Source organism: Embleya sp. NBC_00888 (assembly GCF_045207655.1).
In the GTDB taxonomy this organism is placed as follows: Bacteria; Actinomycetota; Actinomycetes; order Streptomycetales; family Streptomycetaceae; genus Embleya.
Genome location: NZ_CP108784.1, coordinates 2,154,520 through 2,169,632 on the forward strand (window position 1 = coordinate 2,154,520; position 15,113 = coordinate 2,169,632).

The 15,113-nt window shown below is 71.5% G+C and carries 13 protein-coding genes; 4 read left to right on the forward strand and 9 right to left on the reverse strand.

Going from position 1 to position 15,113, the window contains the following annotated elements; genetic code table 11:
• Window positions 1-39: 39 nt before the first annotated feature.
• From OG948_RS08480 to OG948_RS08495, 4 genes are all read right to left on the reverse strand, one after another.
• A complete protein-coding gene (locus OG948_RS08480; RefSeq protein ID WP_406295126.1) occupies window positions 40-978 on the reverse strand; it encodes a hypothetical protein in 939 nt (312 codons plus the stop codon).
• A gap of 95 nt (window positions 979-1,073) precedes the next feature.
• Window positions 1,074-3,671, reverse strand: coding sequence for a valine--tRNA ligase (gene valS / locus OG948_RS08485; protein ID WP_406295128.1), 2,598 nt, complete (start codon window positions 3,669-3,671; stop codon window positions 1,074-1,076).
• A gap of 204 nt (window positions 3,672-3,875) precedes the next feature.
• Entirely contained in the window at window positions 3,876-4,067 is a 192-nt protein-coding gene (locus OG948_RS08490) for a DUF397 domain-containing protein (protein WP_406295129.1), read from the reverse strand.
• Entirely contained in the window at window positions 4,060-5,001 is a 942-nt protein-coding gene (locus OG948_RS08495; RefSeq protein ID WP_406295131.1) for a helix-turn-helix domain-containing protein, read from the reverse strand. The genes OG948_RS08490 and OG948_RS08495 overlap by 8 nt, the downstream gene beginning before the upstream one ends.
• A gap of 306 nt (window positions 5,002-5,307) precedes the next feature.
• On the opposite strand from OG948_RS08495, the gene OG948_RS08500 reads away from it, so the two are divergent.
• Window positions 5,308-5,775 (forward strand): hypothetical protein, encoded by a 468-nt coding sequence (locus tag OG948_RS08500; RefSeq protein WP_406295133.1) that lies wholly within the window; start codon window positions 5,308-5,310, stop codon window positions 5,773-5,775.
• A 53-nt stretch (window positions 5,776-5,828) separates the two neighbouring features.
• Here the strand turns inward: OG948_RS08500 and OG948_RS08505 are convergent, their stop codons facing one another.
• A complete protein-coding gene (locus tag OG948_RS08505; RefSeq protein WP_406295134.1) occupies window positions 5,829-6,620 on the reverse strand; it encodes an ATP-grasp domain-containing protein in 792 nt (263 codons plus the stop codon).
• A 181-nt stretch (window positions 6,621-6,801) separates the two neighbouring features.
• Here OG948_RS08505 and OG948_RS08510 point away from each other — a divergent pair, with 181 nt between their 5' ends.
• Both OG948_RS08510 and OG948_RS08515 read left to right on the forward strand, forming a co-directional pair.
• Window positions 6,802-7,803, forward strand: coding sequence for a hypothetical protein (locus OG948_RS08510; RefSeq protein WP_406295136.1), 1,002 nt, complete (start codon window positions 6,802-6,804; stop codon window positions 7,801-7,803).
• Between the two features lie 85 nt (window positions 7,804-7,888).
• Window positions 7,889-8,608: a M50 family metallopeptidase gene (locus OG948_RS08515; RefSeq protein WP_406295137.1), complete on the forward strand. Its 720-nt coding sequence runs from the start codon at window positions 7,889-7,891 to the stop codon at window positions 8,606-8,608.
• 96 nt (window positions 8,609-8,704) lie between these two features.
• Here the strand turns inward: OG948_RS08515 and OG948_RS08520 are convergent, their stop codons facing one another.
• The 4 genes from OG948_RS08520 to OG948_RS08535 form a co-directional block, all read right to left on the reverse strand.
• Complete coding sequence (locus tag OG948_RS08520) at window positions 8,705-9,139, reverse strand: SRPBCC family protein (RefSeq protein ID WP_406295138.1); 435 nt, start codon at window positions 9,137-9,139, stop codon at window positions 8,705-8,707.
• A gap of 103 nt (window positions 9,140-9,242) precedes the next feature.
• Window positions 9,243-11,183, reverse strand: coding sequence for a TerD family protein (locus OG948_RS08525; RefSeq protein WP_406295139.1), 1,941 nt, complete (start codon window positions 11,181-11,183; stop codon window positions 9,243-9,245).
• 146 nt (window positions 11,184-11,329) lie between these two features.
• A complete protein-coding gene (locus OG948_RS08530; protein WP_406295140.1) occupies window positions 11,330-12,934 on the reverse strand; it encodes an alpha/beta hydrolase in 1,605 nt (534 codons plus the stop codon).
• Window positions 12,935-12,972: 38 nt separating this feature from the next.
• Window positions 12,973-14,085, reverse strand: a complete 1,113-nt coding sequence (locus OG948_RS08535) for an LLM class flavin-dependent oxidoreductase (RefSeq protein WP_406295142.1) — start codon at window positions 14,083-14,085, stop codon at window positions 12,973-12,975.
• A 119-nt stretch (window positions 14,086-14,204) separates the two neighbouring features.
• Between OG948_RS08535 and OG948_RS08540 the strand changes: the two genes are divergently transcribed.
• On the forward strand, window positions 14,205-15,098 hold the full coding sequence (locus OG948_RS08540; protein WP_395869034.1) for an IclR family transcriptional regulator: 894 nt from the start codon (window positions 14,205-14,207) through the stop codon (window positions 15,096-15,098).
• Window positions 15,099-15,113 lie beyond the last annotated feature (15 nt).

Consider the following 15,113-nt stretch of genomic DNA (forward strand, 5'->3'; position numbering starts at 1 on the left):
GCCCGGTCCGCGATGCCCGGTCCGCGCCGCGCGGTCGTTTCAGCGCTCGCGCCAGGCCCGGCTGTGCCGGCGGATCTCGGCCGCGGAGAAGTTCTCGTGGTCCTCGCCCCACGCGGTGACGCCGTCGAAGGTCCATTCGGTGAGGCCGTTGACGGTGAACAGGTTCGGGTTCAGGAAGAAGCCGAGCCGGTTGTGCATGCGCCCCTCGGCGTGCAGTTCGCGGCCGAGTTCGTCCTCCGCGTCGAGCACGATCCGGGTGGCCCAGCCGGTGGCGTCCTCGCGTTCGACCACCTCACGGCGGCCCTTGGCCAGCTTGGCCCAGGTGCCGTCGCGGAGCAGGTAGCCGTGGATGGACACGCAGCCCGTGCCGAAGTCCATGGTGATGCTGTGGAAGGCGTCCCGGTCGGAGGCGGTCGCGTAGCTGTAGCCGCCGCGTCTGGCGGGCGACTGCATCAGGCCGGGACCGAACTGCGAGCGCGGTCCCCACGAGCGGTCGCGGAAGCCGTACGAGTCGACCGGGATCTCCTCGCCGCGCAGCACGAGCGTGCCGGTGTAGCGGCCGGGCTGGTCGACGTGCTTTTCGCCGAGGTAGTGCGGTGGCAGCACCCCGGTGAAGGTCAGGTCGACGTGGATCTCGTCGCCGCCGTCCGGGTCGTCGTAGCCGACCTCGTACACCCGTTGCGGTTCCACGCAGCGCACCCGGAAGCCGTTCGGCAGGCGCAGGTCGGTCAGGTCCTGGTCGGGGATCGGCAGATGCCAGAAGTTCTTGGCGTAGACCGCCTCGTGCGGATGTTGCCCGCTGTCGTCCCAGAAGTACGCGCCGCCCGCCGCGACCCCCTGGTTCGCCCGGAAGAACGGATAGAGCTGCCCGGACAGCCGCTTTTCCGGAACCGTGAAGGTGAACCAGGAGGTCTCCGACCAGTACGGGTCGTCGTTGGTCGGCGGGTGGAACATGTCGTCGGGGTGGTGAGTGGTCATGGCCAACGGGTACTACGGGTACTTGGCCGAGTCAATGACTTTCGCCGACGAGCACCGTGGACGACCGATCCGCCGCCGGGCGACCGCCGTGCCCGCTATTCGAGGGTGACGTCCACCGTGAGCGGTCCCTCCGCGGCGACGCGGTCGATCCGGGTGATGTGTCCGGCCGCGCGCAGGTCCGTCTCGACCAGGGCCGCCCGAGCCAACTCGGCCGGGGCGCCGGTGATCGTGACGCCCGCCACCTCGGCGCGCATCGACACCTGCGCGGCGGACTTGGCCTTGCGCACACCGGCGATCAGCTCGGACGCGGTACCCAGCAATGCCCGGTCGGCCGCCGGCGCGTGCGGCTCGGGCCAACTCGCCCGGTGCACCGAGCCGTCCCGCCACCACGACCACACCTCCTCGGTCGCGAACGGCAACACCGGCGCGAGCAGCCGCAGCAGTACGGACAGCGCGCTCGCGAGGGCGGCCCGGGCCGACGCGGCGCCCGCCGGCGACCCGGCCTCGCCGTAGGCGCGGGCCTTGACCAGTTCCACGTAGTCGTCGCAGAAGTACCAGAAGAACCGCTCGGTCCGGTCCAGCGCCCGCGCGTAGTCGTAGTCCTCGAACGCCTCGGTCGCCGCGCGGACCACCTCCGCGAGCTCGGCCAGCAGCGCCAGGTCCAGCGGCTCGGTCACCGCCTCGGGCACCTCGACCGCATCGTGTGCCCGGTCCGCCTCGCCCGCCGGGTCCGCGCCGCCCGCCTCGGCCGCGCCGATCGAGAGCACGAAGCGGCCGACGTTGAGCAGCTTGATCGCGAGCCGCCGGCCGACCTTCATCTGACCGACGTCGAACGCGGTGTCCACGCCCGGCCTGCCGTTCGCCGCCCAGTAGCGCACCGCGTCCGAGCCGTGTTGCGCGAGCAGGTCGACCGGAGTGACCACGTTGCCCTTGGACTTGGACATCTTCTTGCGGTCCGGGTCCAGGATCCAGCCGGAGATCGCCGCGTGCGCGAACGGCAGGCTCTCGTGCTCGGCGTCCGCGCGCACCACGGCGGAGAACAGCCAGGTGCGGATGATCTCGTGTGCCTGCGGTCGCAGATCCATCGGGAAGACCCGGGCGAACAGGTCCTCGTCGCGACACCAGCCGCCCGCGATCTGCGGCGTGAGCGAAGAGGTGGCCCACGTGTCCATCACGTCCGCGTCGCCGACGAACCCGCCGGGCTCGCCGCGCTGTTGCTCCCGGTATCCGGGCGGCACATCGGTGTACGGGTCGATCGGCAGGTCCGCCTCGGCCGGGCGCAACGGCGTGTCGTGGCGCGGCCGGCCGTCCGCGTCCAGCGGGTACCACAGCGGCACCGGCACACCGAAGAAACGCTGCCTGCTGATCAGCCAGTCGCCGTTGAGGCCCTCGACCCAGTTGTCGTAGCGCACCTTCATGTGCGCCGGATGCCAGGTCAACTCGGCGCCCCTGGCCAGGAGTCGGGCGCGCAGGTCGGCGTCGCGTCCGCCGTTGCGCAGGTACCACTGCCGGGTGGTGACGATCTCGAGCGGCTTGTCGCCCTTCTCGTAGAACTTCACCGTGTGCGTGATCGGCTTCGGCTCGCCGATCAGTTCGCCGCTCTCGCGCAGCATCGCCACGATCCGCTCGCGCGCGGTGAACACGGTCGCGCCGGCCAGTCGCGCGTAGGCCGCGACCGCCTCGGGGGCGTCGATCCCACTCGGCGGTTCGCTCAGGAAGCGACCGTCCCAGCCGAGCACCGCCCGGGTTTCCAGGCGCAGTTCGCGCCACCAGGTGACATCGGTGGTGTCACCGAACGTGCACACCATGGCGATCCCGGAACCCTTGTCCGGATCGGCCAGCGGGTGCGCGTACACCGGCACCGCGACGTTGAACAGCGGTGTGCGCACGCTGTTCCCGAACAGGTGGGTGTAGCGGGTGTCGTCGGGATGCGCGACGAGCGCGACGCAGGCCGGCAACAACTCCGGTCGGGTGGTCGCGATTTCCAGCGCGTCGCCGGTCGGCGTGCGAAACGCCAGGCGGTGGAAGGCGCCGGGGCGCTCGCGGTCCTCCAACTCGGCCTGTGCGACGGCGGTGCGGAAGGTGACGTCCCACAGTGTGGGGGCCTCGGCCGGATAGGCCTCGCCGCGCTCCAGGTTGCGCAGGAAGGCCCGCTGGGAGGCGGTCCGCGAGACCGTGTCGATGGTCTGGTAGGTCATCGTCCAGTCGACGGACAGCCCGAGCAGCCGCCACAGTTCCTCGAACGCCTTCTCGTCCTGGTGGGTCAGCCGCTCGCACAGTTCGATGAAGTTCCGCCGGGAGACCGGGATCTGCTGCTTGCCGGGCGACGTGGGCGGGACGAAGTCGGCGTCGTAGGGCAGCGCGGGATCGCAGCGCACGCCGAAGTGGTTCTGCACGCGCCGCTCGGTGGGCAGGCCGTTGTCGTCCCAGCCCATCGGGTAGAAGACCTCGCGCCCGCGCATCCGGCGGTAGCGCGCGATGGCGTCGGTGTGGGTGTAGGAGAACACGTGGCCCACGTGCAGCGATCCGCTGACCGTCGGCGGCGGGGTGTCGATCGAGTAGACCTCGTCGCGGGTCCGGCTCCGGTCGAAGCGGTATACGCCCGTCTCTTCCCAGACGCGCGACCATTTCGCTTCCAGCCCGTCGAGGGTGGGCTTGTCGGGCATGCGGGGGGAACCAGTCGGGGCAGCCATGCCCCCGGAGCGTACCCGGCGCCTCGCCCGGACTCGAAGCGATTCCGGAGCCGGCAGCGGGTGTCGTGGCCGGTCGGTGGGCCGACCCGGCCGGATCGGTGGCCCCGGCGGAGCCGGCGGGTGCCGGGGAACGACGGGAGGTCCGCGAGTCGCCCATCGGGGGGGCGGGCGGCTCGCGGACCTCGGGTGCCGGTGACCCAGGGGTCAGGCGTCGGTGCGCAGGGCGGTGACGAATGTGCGCCAGGGGGTGCGGGCGAGGGTCAGCAGTCCGACGGCCGGGTCCTTGCTGTCCCGTACCTCGACGGCGCCGTCCGGGTGCGGGCGGATCTCGGTGCAGTCGCCGTTCTGCATGCTGTAGGAGCTCTTGAACCAACGGGGGGCGTTGTTCTCAGGCATGGCGTTCTTCCTTGGCATGGCGTTCTTCCTTCTCGGTGGGCGAGTCGCTCCGGTTTCGAGCGGCTCGGTCTGCGAGTTGCTGGGCACTGGCCGCGATGAAGGCCTCCGACTCGACGGGGCTGAGCGCGATGCCCCGCAAGTCGGCGAAGACCTTGCCGTAGTGAGCGGTGTCCTGGGCTCTTTCCAGGTACGCGTGGCTGGTGATGTTCTCCAGCGAGACCACTTCCATCCCCGACGGGGGAGGGAATCCGTAGATCGAGAACGGCGTGGGGCCGCCCGGATAGGCGCCTGCCGAAAAGGGTAGTACTTGCACGGTCACGTTCGATAGTTGTGCAATTTCGATCAAGTGCACGAGTTGTTCCCGGAGCACTCGATGGCCGCCTATTTCCTGGCGCAACGCGGCCTCGCCGATCACCATCAATACCTCCAGCGGGGCCGGTTCCTCGCGGGTGAGCACGCGCTGTCGATCCAGCCGCACCCGGACCCTGGTGCGGCACTGCTCGTCGACCGGCCCGACCGTGCCGCCGCGGATCACCGCCGTCGCGTACTCCTCGGTCTGGAACAACCCGGGAATGATGCTCGGCTGGAAGCCCAGGCAGGACGCCACCTCGGCCTCCAGTCCGATCAAGTCCAGGAAGTCCTGCGGAAGTCGATCGGCCAGGTCGCGCCACCAGCGCTGCCGGCGGCCCTCGCGGGCGAGCGCCAGCCAGCCGTCCCGCGCCTGCGCGTCGCCCACCTCGTACAGATCCAGCAGCGCCTTCAGATCCAGCGCCCGAATCCCACTGCGCCCGGACTCGATCCGACTGACCTTCGCCGGATGGCAGGAGAGGGCGTCGGCGGCGTCCTCCAGCAACAGCGACTTGTCCTCGCGCAGGCGACGCAGGTTGGCACCCAGAACGCGCCTGCGCACCGTCGGGTATTGCTCCGCGCCCATTCTTCCTCCCGCTCCCGAGCACTTCCGTCGAGGCATTCCGGCCGCGCCGAGGCTTCGAGCCGTTCATCATCTTTACCGGCTTTACCGGCTTTTCCGGGCTTCACCTCGCCGAGTCGCCCGTCATGGTACTCATGTCCGACACTCTGCAAGTCGAGTGAGTTGTTTGACTTGCACTTATTGCGCCCACCGAGGACGCTACTTACAGCGACACCTCGACCACCCGTCGGGCTGTTCGCAAGTGACCGATCGCGCCTTTTCCCGACCTTTGGGAGGCGAGGGAACGTGCTGCAGGAGCAAGATGCCGGCGTGAACCAGGCAGGGATCGCTTGGATCAGCGCCGCCACCCGCGATCCACGCGAGACGCGGTACACGTGGCTGACCAACCCGGGCGCACGGCGCGCCGCGGACACCGGTCGTCTGTTCGACGCCGTGGTGATGCGGGTCGACCTCGGCGCCGCCGTGCTCGACCTGCTCACGGCCGCCGCCGAACCCGTGGGGGCGGTGATCGCCGAGGAACACGCGGGCAAGTGGGCCTATCTGATCGGCCCCGGCAGCGCTGAGGCGTGGCTCGCCGCCGTCGGCCCCGCCGACGGCACCCGCTACCACTACGTCGGCCACGGCGGCTGCCTCACCCTGCCCGGCCCGCGCCCCTACCCCGGCTCGTCGATGACCTGGATCGTGCGTCCGGGCCTGGGCACCAACCTGACCTGCGTCCCCACCTTGGCCACCGCCTACCTCCACGCCGAATCCCACCGCCCCGACCCCGCGTCCTGAGCCACCCCCGACACCCGGGGCCACGGCCCGTCGAAGCCGGAAACGGGCGCGAACTACGGGTGGGTGAGCGGGTACGGGCGGACGAAGGGGGCGTCGGTCGGGCGTAGCGAGGCGCGGGGGCCGGCGGCGGTTCGGATCGCGTCGAGGCAGCGGGATGGGTCCGCGGCGTAGATGTTGCCGAACCAGGCCATGTTGGCCTCGACCACCACCCAGTGCTCCTCGGCCGTGTCGGCGGTGCCGGCCAGGCCGATGTCCACCACGACCGCGCCGGGCAGCTCGGCGGCGGTGTGGGCGAGCATCTCGGCGGCGAAGGCCAGGAGTTCGCCGGCCCGCGGGTCCTCGGTGAGCGGCAGCGGGTCGAGTCGGCCGAAGCGCGCGTAGCGCGAGCCGGTGTGCACGACGCCGTCCAGCACGAACAGTCGGTACTCGGTGACGAATGTCCGGATCTCGCTGACCAGGACCGGGGTTTCGCCGGGAACGGCGGCCGGCAGTCGGGTGCCGTCGGCATACACGGCCGCCTCGAACGACTTGTCGCTCGGCGGCTTGACGAAGGCCGGCACGCGCAGCCGCCGCGCCTCGGCCATGGTGGTCGGCGTGATCGCCCGCCGGGTCCAGCGCTCGTCCAGCGTGGTCAGCCAGTGGTCCGCCGGCTCCAGCAGGGCTATCTCCAGCGACTCGGCCACCGTGTCTGCGAACCGGGGTCCGCCGTAGTAGACCGCCGATCCGCGCAGGTCGGGCCGCGGACCGTCGAGCACGGTGACCGACATGCCGCGCTCGACGGCGGCGCGGGCCAACAGGTCGGCGGTCGTGGTGGCTTGCGCGGACAGGGCCGGGGTCTCGATCACGATCGCACGTTAGGGCGTGTAGCCCGGCGGGGCGACCGGGTTTCGGATAGGAATTGCACGAGGGCTCGGTCAGGGGGACGGTGTGTGGAACGCGATCGTGGATGTGGCCGATGTGTGTCACTCCGAAGAGCTGTATCCGATCGGCGCGAAAGGGCCTTTTCCGGCCCGTCTCGACGCGGTCGTGAGCGCGTGGCGGGCCCGGCACGGCGCCGACGTCCGGGTCGAACTCGTCGTGGCCAAGGCGCTGTTGCCGGCCCTGGACGCGGCCGACCGAAGTGAATTGTCGCGCCGCGCGGCCCGGGGCGAGGTGACCGTGCGTGCGGTCGCGGACACGTTCCTGCTCGAACGCGCCGAAGCCGAGGGGCTGCACGTGCTCAGCGGGGACCATTTCCTCGACTTCCGTGTTCGGCACCCGTGGATCCGGTCGCACCCGGAACGTTTCCACCACTGGCACCAGGACGAGCACGGCGTGCACTTCGTCCCGCGCGGCATCGACCCCGGGCCGCCCCGACCGCTCGCGCCGGAAGACGTCGAAGGGCTCGACGGGTCCGCGCGGCCGCACCCGGGCCCGGAGATCCTGAACACCCGGTGGCGGTGCGCCGAACCGCGTTGTCCGTACGCGCGCACGTGGACGGGCCTGATCCCGGTGTGGCCGCGCGTGGACGTCGACGCGCGGGCGCTCTGCCCGGAGTGCGCGGGTGTGCTCGCGGCCCAGGGCCCCCGGCGGGCGACCCGACAGGTGGAGTTGGCCGACCACGCCACCGGCGAGTCGATCGAACGCCTGCCGCTGGAGTTGGGCATCAATCTGGTCCTGGGCCGGGGCCGGATCGCGAACGGCTACAACCTGGGCACCCGGCAGCGCCGATTCGGCGAGGCGGTGCGCTACATCAGTCGGCAGCACGTACTGCTGCGCTTCGCGACCGGACGCGCCGGTGAGCGGGTGCTCGCGGTCGACCTGGGTTCGGCCAACGGCACCGAGATCGAGCGCTGGAACGGAGCCGGCCACGAACCCGGTCGGCCGTTGGCCGTCGACGTGGAGGAGATGCTCGCCCCGCGCGACCGGCTCGTGCTCGGCGGCGGTGTGCGCGTCGAGGTCGGCGCGCACGACCTCGACCCGAAGGCCCCGCCGCGCGACGTCGAGCACACCGAGCACGTGGCGCGGCGGACCGTACCGCGGGGGTGAGCCGGGACGGGCGCGAACCACGGGGCTCGGCGGACGATAGCGTTCGAGGCGGGGCGGGGGGCGGACGTGAGACGAGAGGGGTGGCGTGAGCAGCGTCGACACGGTGTCGTTGCAGGACCTGTGGGACCGAGTGGTCGGAACCCAACCGGATCCGCCGAGTTGGCTCGCGCTCGTGACCGGGGCGGTCGCGGTCGTGGTGGTGCTGTACCGCCCGACCTGGCGACCGCTGCGCTCGGTCGTGACGATCGCGCACGAGGGCGGGCACGCGATGGTCGCGCTGCTCAGCGGGCGCCGATTGTCCGGCATCCGACTGCACTCGGACACCTCCGGGGTGACCGTGTCGGTGGGCAAGCCGACGGGCCTGGGCATGATCCTCACCGCGATGGCCGGCTACATCACGCCGTCCATCCTGGGCGCGGGTGGTGCGGCGCTGCTCGCGGGCGCGCACATCACCATGGTGCTCTGGGTGGCGCTGGTGCTGCTCGCGTTGATGTTCATCGCGATACGCAACTGGTTCGGCGCGCTGGTGCTGCTGACCACCGGCGGGGTGATCTTCGCGATCTCCTGGCTGGCCAGTGCGCGGATCCAGGCGGCGTTCGCGTACCTGCTGGTGTGGTTCCTGCTGGTGTCCGGGGTGCGGCCGGTCTTCGAGCTTCAGCAGATGCGCGGTCGTGGCCGCGCGCCGTGGTCGGACGCGGATCAGCTCGCCGACCTGACCAAAATCCCCGGGGCGGTGTGGGTCGGCTTCTTCGGCCTGGTCTCGGCCGCGGCCCTGGGCATCGGCGCGGGCTCGCTGCTCACCTGAGCACTGCCGCACACCAAAACGATCGGCCCGACGCCGGCCGGCTCCACCTCGCGGTGGGGCCGGCCGGCGTCGTCCCACGTCTCGTGGAACCCGCGATCAGAGCGCGTCGGGCAACTTCGCGAGCACGCCGTCGTAGATCCGCTTGAGCCCGGCGGGCGCGAAGGTCTTCTCGAAGAAGCCCCCGATGCCACCCGCCCCGTTCCACACCGTGACGACCTCGACCCGGCTGCCCGTGCCCGCCGGCGACACGGTCCACGTGGTGACCATCGACGAGTTGGCGTCGGTCTCCACCAGCGTCAGGGGGGCCGGCTCGGTGACCGTCACCAGGCAGTCTCGCGACCGCTTGCTCGTGGCCTGCAGCCGCCAGTGCGCCACCGTGCCGGCGCCCTTGCCGCCCTCGCGCACGTCGTACTCCGAGAAGTGCTCGGTGAGCAGCTTGGGCCGCACGTCCGCGTAATCGGCGACGGCCGCGAAAACCGTTTCCGGTTCCGCCGCCACAGTCGTCTGTGCGGTTGCCCTGACCTGCGCCATGACCACTCCTTGCCCTCGATTGCTGTCGGCCGGGTCAAGCAAACCACTCCGCCGCCCGGGCACCGAATCGCACTCCCCCCTACCCGCCGGTCGGCAACGGGTCTCAGGCGATCTCCACGCCGAACGAGCCGGCCAGTGCGGCGAGGTCGAACGCGTAGCCCTGACCCTCCGTACGGAACTTCCAGCCGGCGCCGTGGCGGTAGAACGTGCCGAGCAGCAACACCCGTTCGACGGTGGCGGCGTCGAGCACCGAGCGGACGAACGAGGTGGCCTGGAACGGCGCCACGTCGATCTCGATCGGCCCGACCGCCGCGAAGGTGCTCGCTCCGTCGACCGAGGCCGCGATCACGACGCGACGTACGTCACGTGGCAACACATCCAGTTCGAGGGTGACCGTCTGCTCGGCCGGGCCGGACGCGTCGAGGGCGACCGTCTCCAACGGGGTGGCCGGTTGGTTCCAGAACACGAAATCGGCGTCGCCGCGTACCCGTTCGTGCTCGTCGAGCAGAAAGGCCACGATGTCGATGTCCTCGTCCGGGCGCTCCCAGGCCCAGGACGCGTTCAGCGTCCACCGGCCCGGGTCGGCGCCGCCGGGCAATGGCACGGTGCCGCCGCGCGGGAGGTTGTCGCCCGTGCCGGCCGGGCCGGAGCCGGGCTCGGCCCGGGGGCCGGACTCGGGCGCGTCGGCGAGTGAGGCGTGCCATTGCGCCTCGGTCAGGCACACCGCGCCGAACGCCCGCGCGCGGGCGATCCGGGGATCGGTCGCCGCGCCGGGCAGCACCACCACGGTGTCCACGGTCGAGGTGAGGTTGATCCGGAGCCGAGCGCCGGAGTCGAGCACGAGTTGGCGCACCCGGCCGCCCTCGCCGTGCTCGTCCCGGCCCTGGAGGACCAGGACCTGACGCACCGTCGGGCGAGTGGGGACGCGCGGCACAGCGACCGGGGCCGCGCCCGACGGGGGCGCGCTCGGCGCCTCGGCGGGGGCGGGCGCCTGGATCGCATCGGCCGCGCCGACCACGGATGCCGGCCCGCGATCCGTCTCGGGCTCCGTACGCGGCGCCGGAAGCACCGCCGGCGCGACCGTCGGCGCCGCCGCCGGGCCGGCCACCGGCGTACCCGGTAACACCCGCGCCAACAAGCGCGCGAACGTGGCCTCGTCGATCACCGGCGTACCCAGGTGCGCGGCCTTGCGGTTCTTGCCGCTGCCGCTGCCCGCGTCGTTGGTCACCAGCACCGAGGTCTTGCCGCTGACCGAGGTCGCCACGTACAGACCGGCCTCGGTCGCCTGCCGTTCCGACTCCTCGCGCGATCGGCCGCCCTCGCCGGTGAACGCCACCCGCATGCCCTGGATCAGCCCCACCCCGAGGTCGAGCCGGCCCGGATTCGTCCATGGGCAGGGCGCCTTGGCCGACGCCGACCGCTCGGGACGGCGCGTGCGCGCGGCGGCGGCCCGGCGCAGCCCGGAACCGGCGTCCGGCACGGTCAGCGGCAGCGGCAGGCCGGCGCCCGCCGCCTCGTGCAGGCCGTACCGGAAGATCTCGCCGAGCACCCGGGCGTCGTCCACCGCGTCGTGCGCGCGCAGTTGCCGCACCCGGTAGTGGGCCGCGAGGGTGGCCAGTCGGTAGTCGCCGATCGGCAACTCCAGGTGCCGGGCCAGCGCCATCGTGCACAACCGCCGCTCCATCGGCCACGGCGTGTCCAGACGGCGGAACTCCGCGGTCAACATGCCCCAGTCGAACGGCGCGTTGTGCGCGACCAGGACCCGTCCGGTGAGGTACTCGGCCAGGTCGTCGGCGATCCGGTCGAACGTGGGCGCGCCCGCGAGCCGTTCCGGGGTCAGGCCGTGGATGTGCACCGGTCCGGGATCGCGTCGCGGGTCGACCAGCGTCGACCAGCGGTCGGTCACCGTACCGGCTCGGTCGAGCAACTCCACGGCGACCGAGACGACGCGATCCGAACTTCGCAGCCCGGTGGTCTCCACGTCGACGACCGCGTAGTCGCTGGGGTAGTCGGCGGGCCAGGGCGCCAGGGATGTGACTGTCACTCACGGACCGTACAACGCGCCGGTGGAACGTGCCGGGCAGAGCCCGCAATCCGGGGGACGGACGCGATCTGCGGGCCCCGCTCGACACCGCTCGACACCGCTCGACACCGTGCGACACCGACGACTGCGACGGATGTCCGCCCGGATCACGTGCAGCGTGTACCGACCGCCGGCAGTTCGCCCTTGAGCAGGTAGGTCTCCACCGCGGTGTCCACGCACGTGTTCCCGCGGTTGTAGGAGCCGTGCCCGTTGGCCTCGCGGGTGAGCAGGACCGCGCCGGGCAGTTGCGGGGTGAGCGCCTGGGCCTGCTCGTACGGCGTCGCCGGGTCGCCCGTGGAACCGACGATCAGCACCGGCGGCGCGGTCGGCGCGCTGATCGGGCGGGCCCGATCGGCGCCGGCCGGTCGGCACTGCGCGGCGAAGGACCAGGCCACGCCGGGTCCGGTGATCGGAAGCGGGTCGGCCAGTTCCTTGGCCAGCGCGTCGGCCTCGGCGATGGTCAACTGCCGTCCGTCGGCGCAGTTGATCGTCACGTTGGCCGCGGCGTGATCGCTCGGGTAGGAGCCGTCCTCCTCCCGGCCCAGCCAGTAGTCGGTGGCCGAGGCGGCCCGGCGCGCGTCGTCGCCCAGGTAGATCGCCAGGGTCGCGCGCAGGTCCTTCCAGGCCTGTTCGCTGTAGACCGCCTGGGAGATCGCGTTGACGGCCTCGCCCTCGCCGATGGTGCGACCGCCTGCCGCCTTCAAGGGCTTCTCGCCCAGCTTGTGCAGCCGGTCCGCGAGGGTGCGCACCGCTTCGTCGACCGTGCCGTCGAACGGGCAGTCCGACTGCTTGAGGCAGTCGGCCAGGAAGGCCCGGAAGGTCTGTTCGAAGCCGCGGGCCTGGCTGCGCGCGGCCGCGACCCGGTCCAGCGCCGGGTCCATCGGCGCGTCCAGCACCATCCGGCCGCTGTGGCCCGGGAACGTCTCCAGGTACACGGCGCCGAGGAAGGTGCCGTAGGAGTAGCCGAAGTAGTTGAGCTTGTCCTCGCCCAGCACACCGCGCAGCACGTCGAGGTCGCCCACCACCTCCCGGGTGCCCAGGTGCGCGAGCAGCTTGCCGCCGCGCGCGGTGCAGCCGTCGGCGAACTCCGCGTGGAACGCCGAGATCGAGGCCAGTTCGGCCGCGTCGTCCGGGGTCGGGTCCAGACCGCGCAGCCGGTCGATGCCGGCGTTGTCGACGCAGGTGACCGGGTTGCTGTCGCCGGTGCCGCGCGGGTCGACGCCGACCACGTCGTAGCGTTCGGCGAGCGCCGGGCGTTGCCCGAACCCGGCCACCATGCGCAGCACCCCCGATCCCGGGCCGCCGGGGTCCACGGCCAGCACGCCCAGCCGCTCCCCCGTGGCCTTCTTGCGGTACGCCTGCACCTCGATCGTCTCGGCCGCCGGATTCGCGTAGTCCAGCGGCACCCGCAGCTTCGCGCACTCCAGCAGGCTCTCGTCCGCCTTGGTGGCCTTGTCGTCGGCGCACTTCGCCCAGGCCGGCTTCCGAGCGTAGAACTCCTTGAGCGCCGGGTCGTCCGCGCCGATCGGCTTGGCCGTCGGGGCGCTCGCGGTCGCAGTGGCGGCGCCGGTGGGCGAAGGCGCGGCGGGGGGCCGCCGATCGGTCTTCGACTCGGCTCCGCCGCCGGAGCCGCCGCACCCGGCGGCCAGCACGAGGGCGAGGCCGACGGGAGCGATGCGTCGCAGGCGCGACGCGTATATGGAGGTGGTCACGGCGCCAAGGATTATCAGTAACCGACCGACTGTGCCCACTATTTGTTTGGCTGGTACTTCTCCAGTTCCGGAATGACCTCTTTGCCGAGGATTTCGATCGTCCGCAGGATGTCCTGGTGTTCCAGGAAGCCCCACTGGACGTAGCAGATCAGTTCGTCCACCCCCAGATCCGCGTAGCGCTTCATCTTGCGTACGCAGGTCTCCACGTCGCCGATCACGATCATGTCCGCCGCGTCGAAGGTCTCCACCGGGACGTTGCCCTCGAACATCGGCTTGAGCAACGGGAAGGTCTTGTCCTGCTCGGCCGGGGACAGGTGCGGCAGTTCCCATTCGAGGGTGAACATGGCCAGGTTCTTGTACCACCACGCGACCGAGTCCCAGACCCGCCGGTCGACCTGCTTGCGCCCGGTGGTGTGCACCAGCGTGTAGGCCGCGACCTTGTTCGTGGTCACGTCGGTGAGCGGGGTCGGGTTCGCCGCCGCCGCGCGGTAGGCGGCGACCTGGGCGGCCATCGTCTCCAACGGCTGCATGATCGAGAAGGACAACATGCCCAGCCCGTTGCGGCCGGCGATCTCCGCCGAACCCTGCGAGGTGGCGGCCATCCAGCACGGCGGGTGCGGGTCCTGGAACGGCTTGGGGGTGACCATCCGGCGCGGGAAGGAGAACCGCTCCGACTCGTACTCGAAGTACTCCTCGCGCCACATGCCGGTGACGATCTCGATCGCCTCGCGCCAGTCGTCCCGGGACTTGGCGATGTCCACGCCGAACGCGGTCTGCTCCATCGGGGTGGAGCGGCCGGTGCCCCACTCGACCCGGCCGCCGGACAGGATGTCCACCGTCGCGACCTTCTCCGCGATCCGCTGCGGCGGGGTGAAGCCGAACGGGGTCAGCGTGACGCCGAAGCCCATCCGGATCCGCTCGGTGATCCCGGCCAGGTGGCCCAGGAAGACCTCCGAGGCGGGCATGTGCGAGCGGCCCTCGCGGAAGTGGTGCTCGACCGCCCAGACGGTGTGGAACCCGACCCGGTCGGCCAGCCGGATCTGCTCGATCGCCTCGCGATACGCGCGCTGCTCCTCGCGCCGCTGGCCGTAGGGGTGTTCGCCGTGCCACGGGCGCGGCACGTCCACTTCGTAGAGCACGTCGAGCTTCATCGGAGCACCCCATTTTCGATATACTGAAAAATGTTTTCGAATCCCGTATTTCGTGGTCCCGAGTGTGACCCGCCCGGGTACCGGCCACAAGGTGCCCGCCGGGTCGGAAAGTCGCCGTCATGGTCCGTCCCGCCCTCGCCGCCGGTCGCGCGGTGGAGATCCTGAACTTCTTCGCCGCCCACCCGGGCGACGCCTACACGCTGTCCGAGCTGCACTCCGCCCTGGGCATCAACCTCGCCTCCGCCCTGTCGGTGCTCCAGGCCCTGGAGGACGCCGGCTACCTGGTCCGGCATCCGCGCCGCAAGACCTACGAGCTGGGCCCGGCCCTGGTCGCGCTCGGCGACGCGGCGCTGCGCGGCAATCGGGCGGTGGACCTGGCCCGGGCCGAGATGCGCGGGCTGGCCGACGAGTTCGCCACCGAGCTGATCGCCAGCGTCGCGGTGGGCGACGAGATCGTCATCCTGGCCGTGGAGGGCCGGCCGCAGTTGGCCTCGGCCGACGTCCGGGTCGGTCAGCGGTTGCGCATGGTGCCGCCGCTCGGCCAGGTCTTCCACGCGTGGTCGGCGCCGGCCGAGGTCGACGCGTGGTTGGACCGGCTGGACGAGCGCGTGCGCGGTACGGCCCGGGTGCATCTGCCGCCCACCCTGGCCGCGGTCCGCGAGCGCGGGTACTCGATCACCCTGGACAGCCCGACCCGGACCCGGATCGGCGGCACGCTGGAGCGGATGGCCGAACATCCGCGCGAGGCCGCGCTGCTGCGCGACCGGTTGGCCGAGTTGGCCGCCGCGCTGGGCGAGGAGGAGTACGAGCTGATCGCGGTGGACCCGGACACCGTCTACGACATCTCGACCCTGGTCGCCCCGGTGTTCGACGCCGCCGGCCGGGTCGCGGTCGCCCTCACCCTGAACGGGCTCAAGGGCGTGACGGGCCGTCAGGTGATGGCCCACGGCGAACGATTGGGCTCGGTCGCGCGGCTGGTGACCCGCCGCTCGGGCGGCCGGGTACCGGAGTAGGCCGGGTACGGATCG

Coding starts and splice junctions, on each gene's coding strand:
- OG948_RS08480 (WP_406295126.1), bottom strand. CDS start 978: ATGACCACTCACCACCCCGACGACATGTTCCACCCGCCGACCAACGAC.
- valS (WP_406295128.1), bottom strand. CDS start 3,671: ATGGCTGCCCCGACTGGTTCCCCCCGCATGCCCGACAAGCCCACCCTC.
- OG948_RS08490 (WP_406295129.1), bottom strand. CDS start 4,067: ATGCCTGAGAACAACGCCCCCCGTTGGTTCAAGAGCTCCTACAGCATG.
- OG948_RS08495 (WP_406295131.1), bottom strand. CDS start 5,001: ATGGGCGCGGAGCAATACCCGACGGTGCGCAGGCGCGTTCTGGGTGCC.
- OG948_RS08520 (WP_406295138.1), bottom strand. CDS start 9,139: ATGGCGCAGGTCAGGGCAACCGCACAGACGACTGTGGCGGCGGAACCG.
- OG948_RS08535 (WP_406295142.1), bottom strand. CDS start 14,085: ATGAAGCTCGACGTGCTCTACGAAGTGGACGTGCCGCGCCCGTGGCAC.
- OG948_RS08540 (WP_395869034.1), top strand. CDS start 14,205: ATGGTCCGTCCCGCCCTCGCCGCCGGTCGCGCGGTGGAGATCCTGAAC.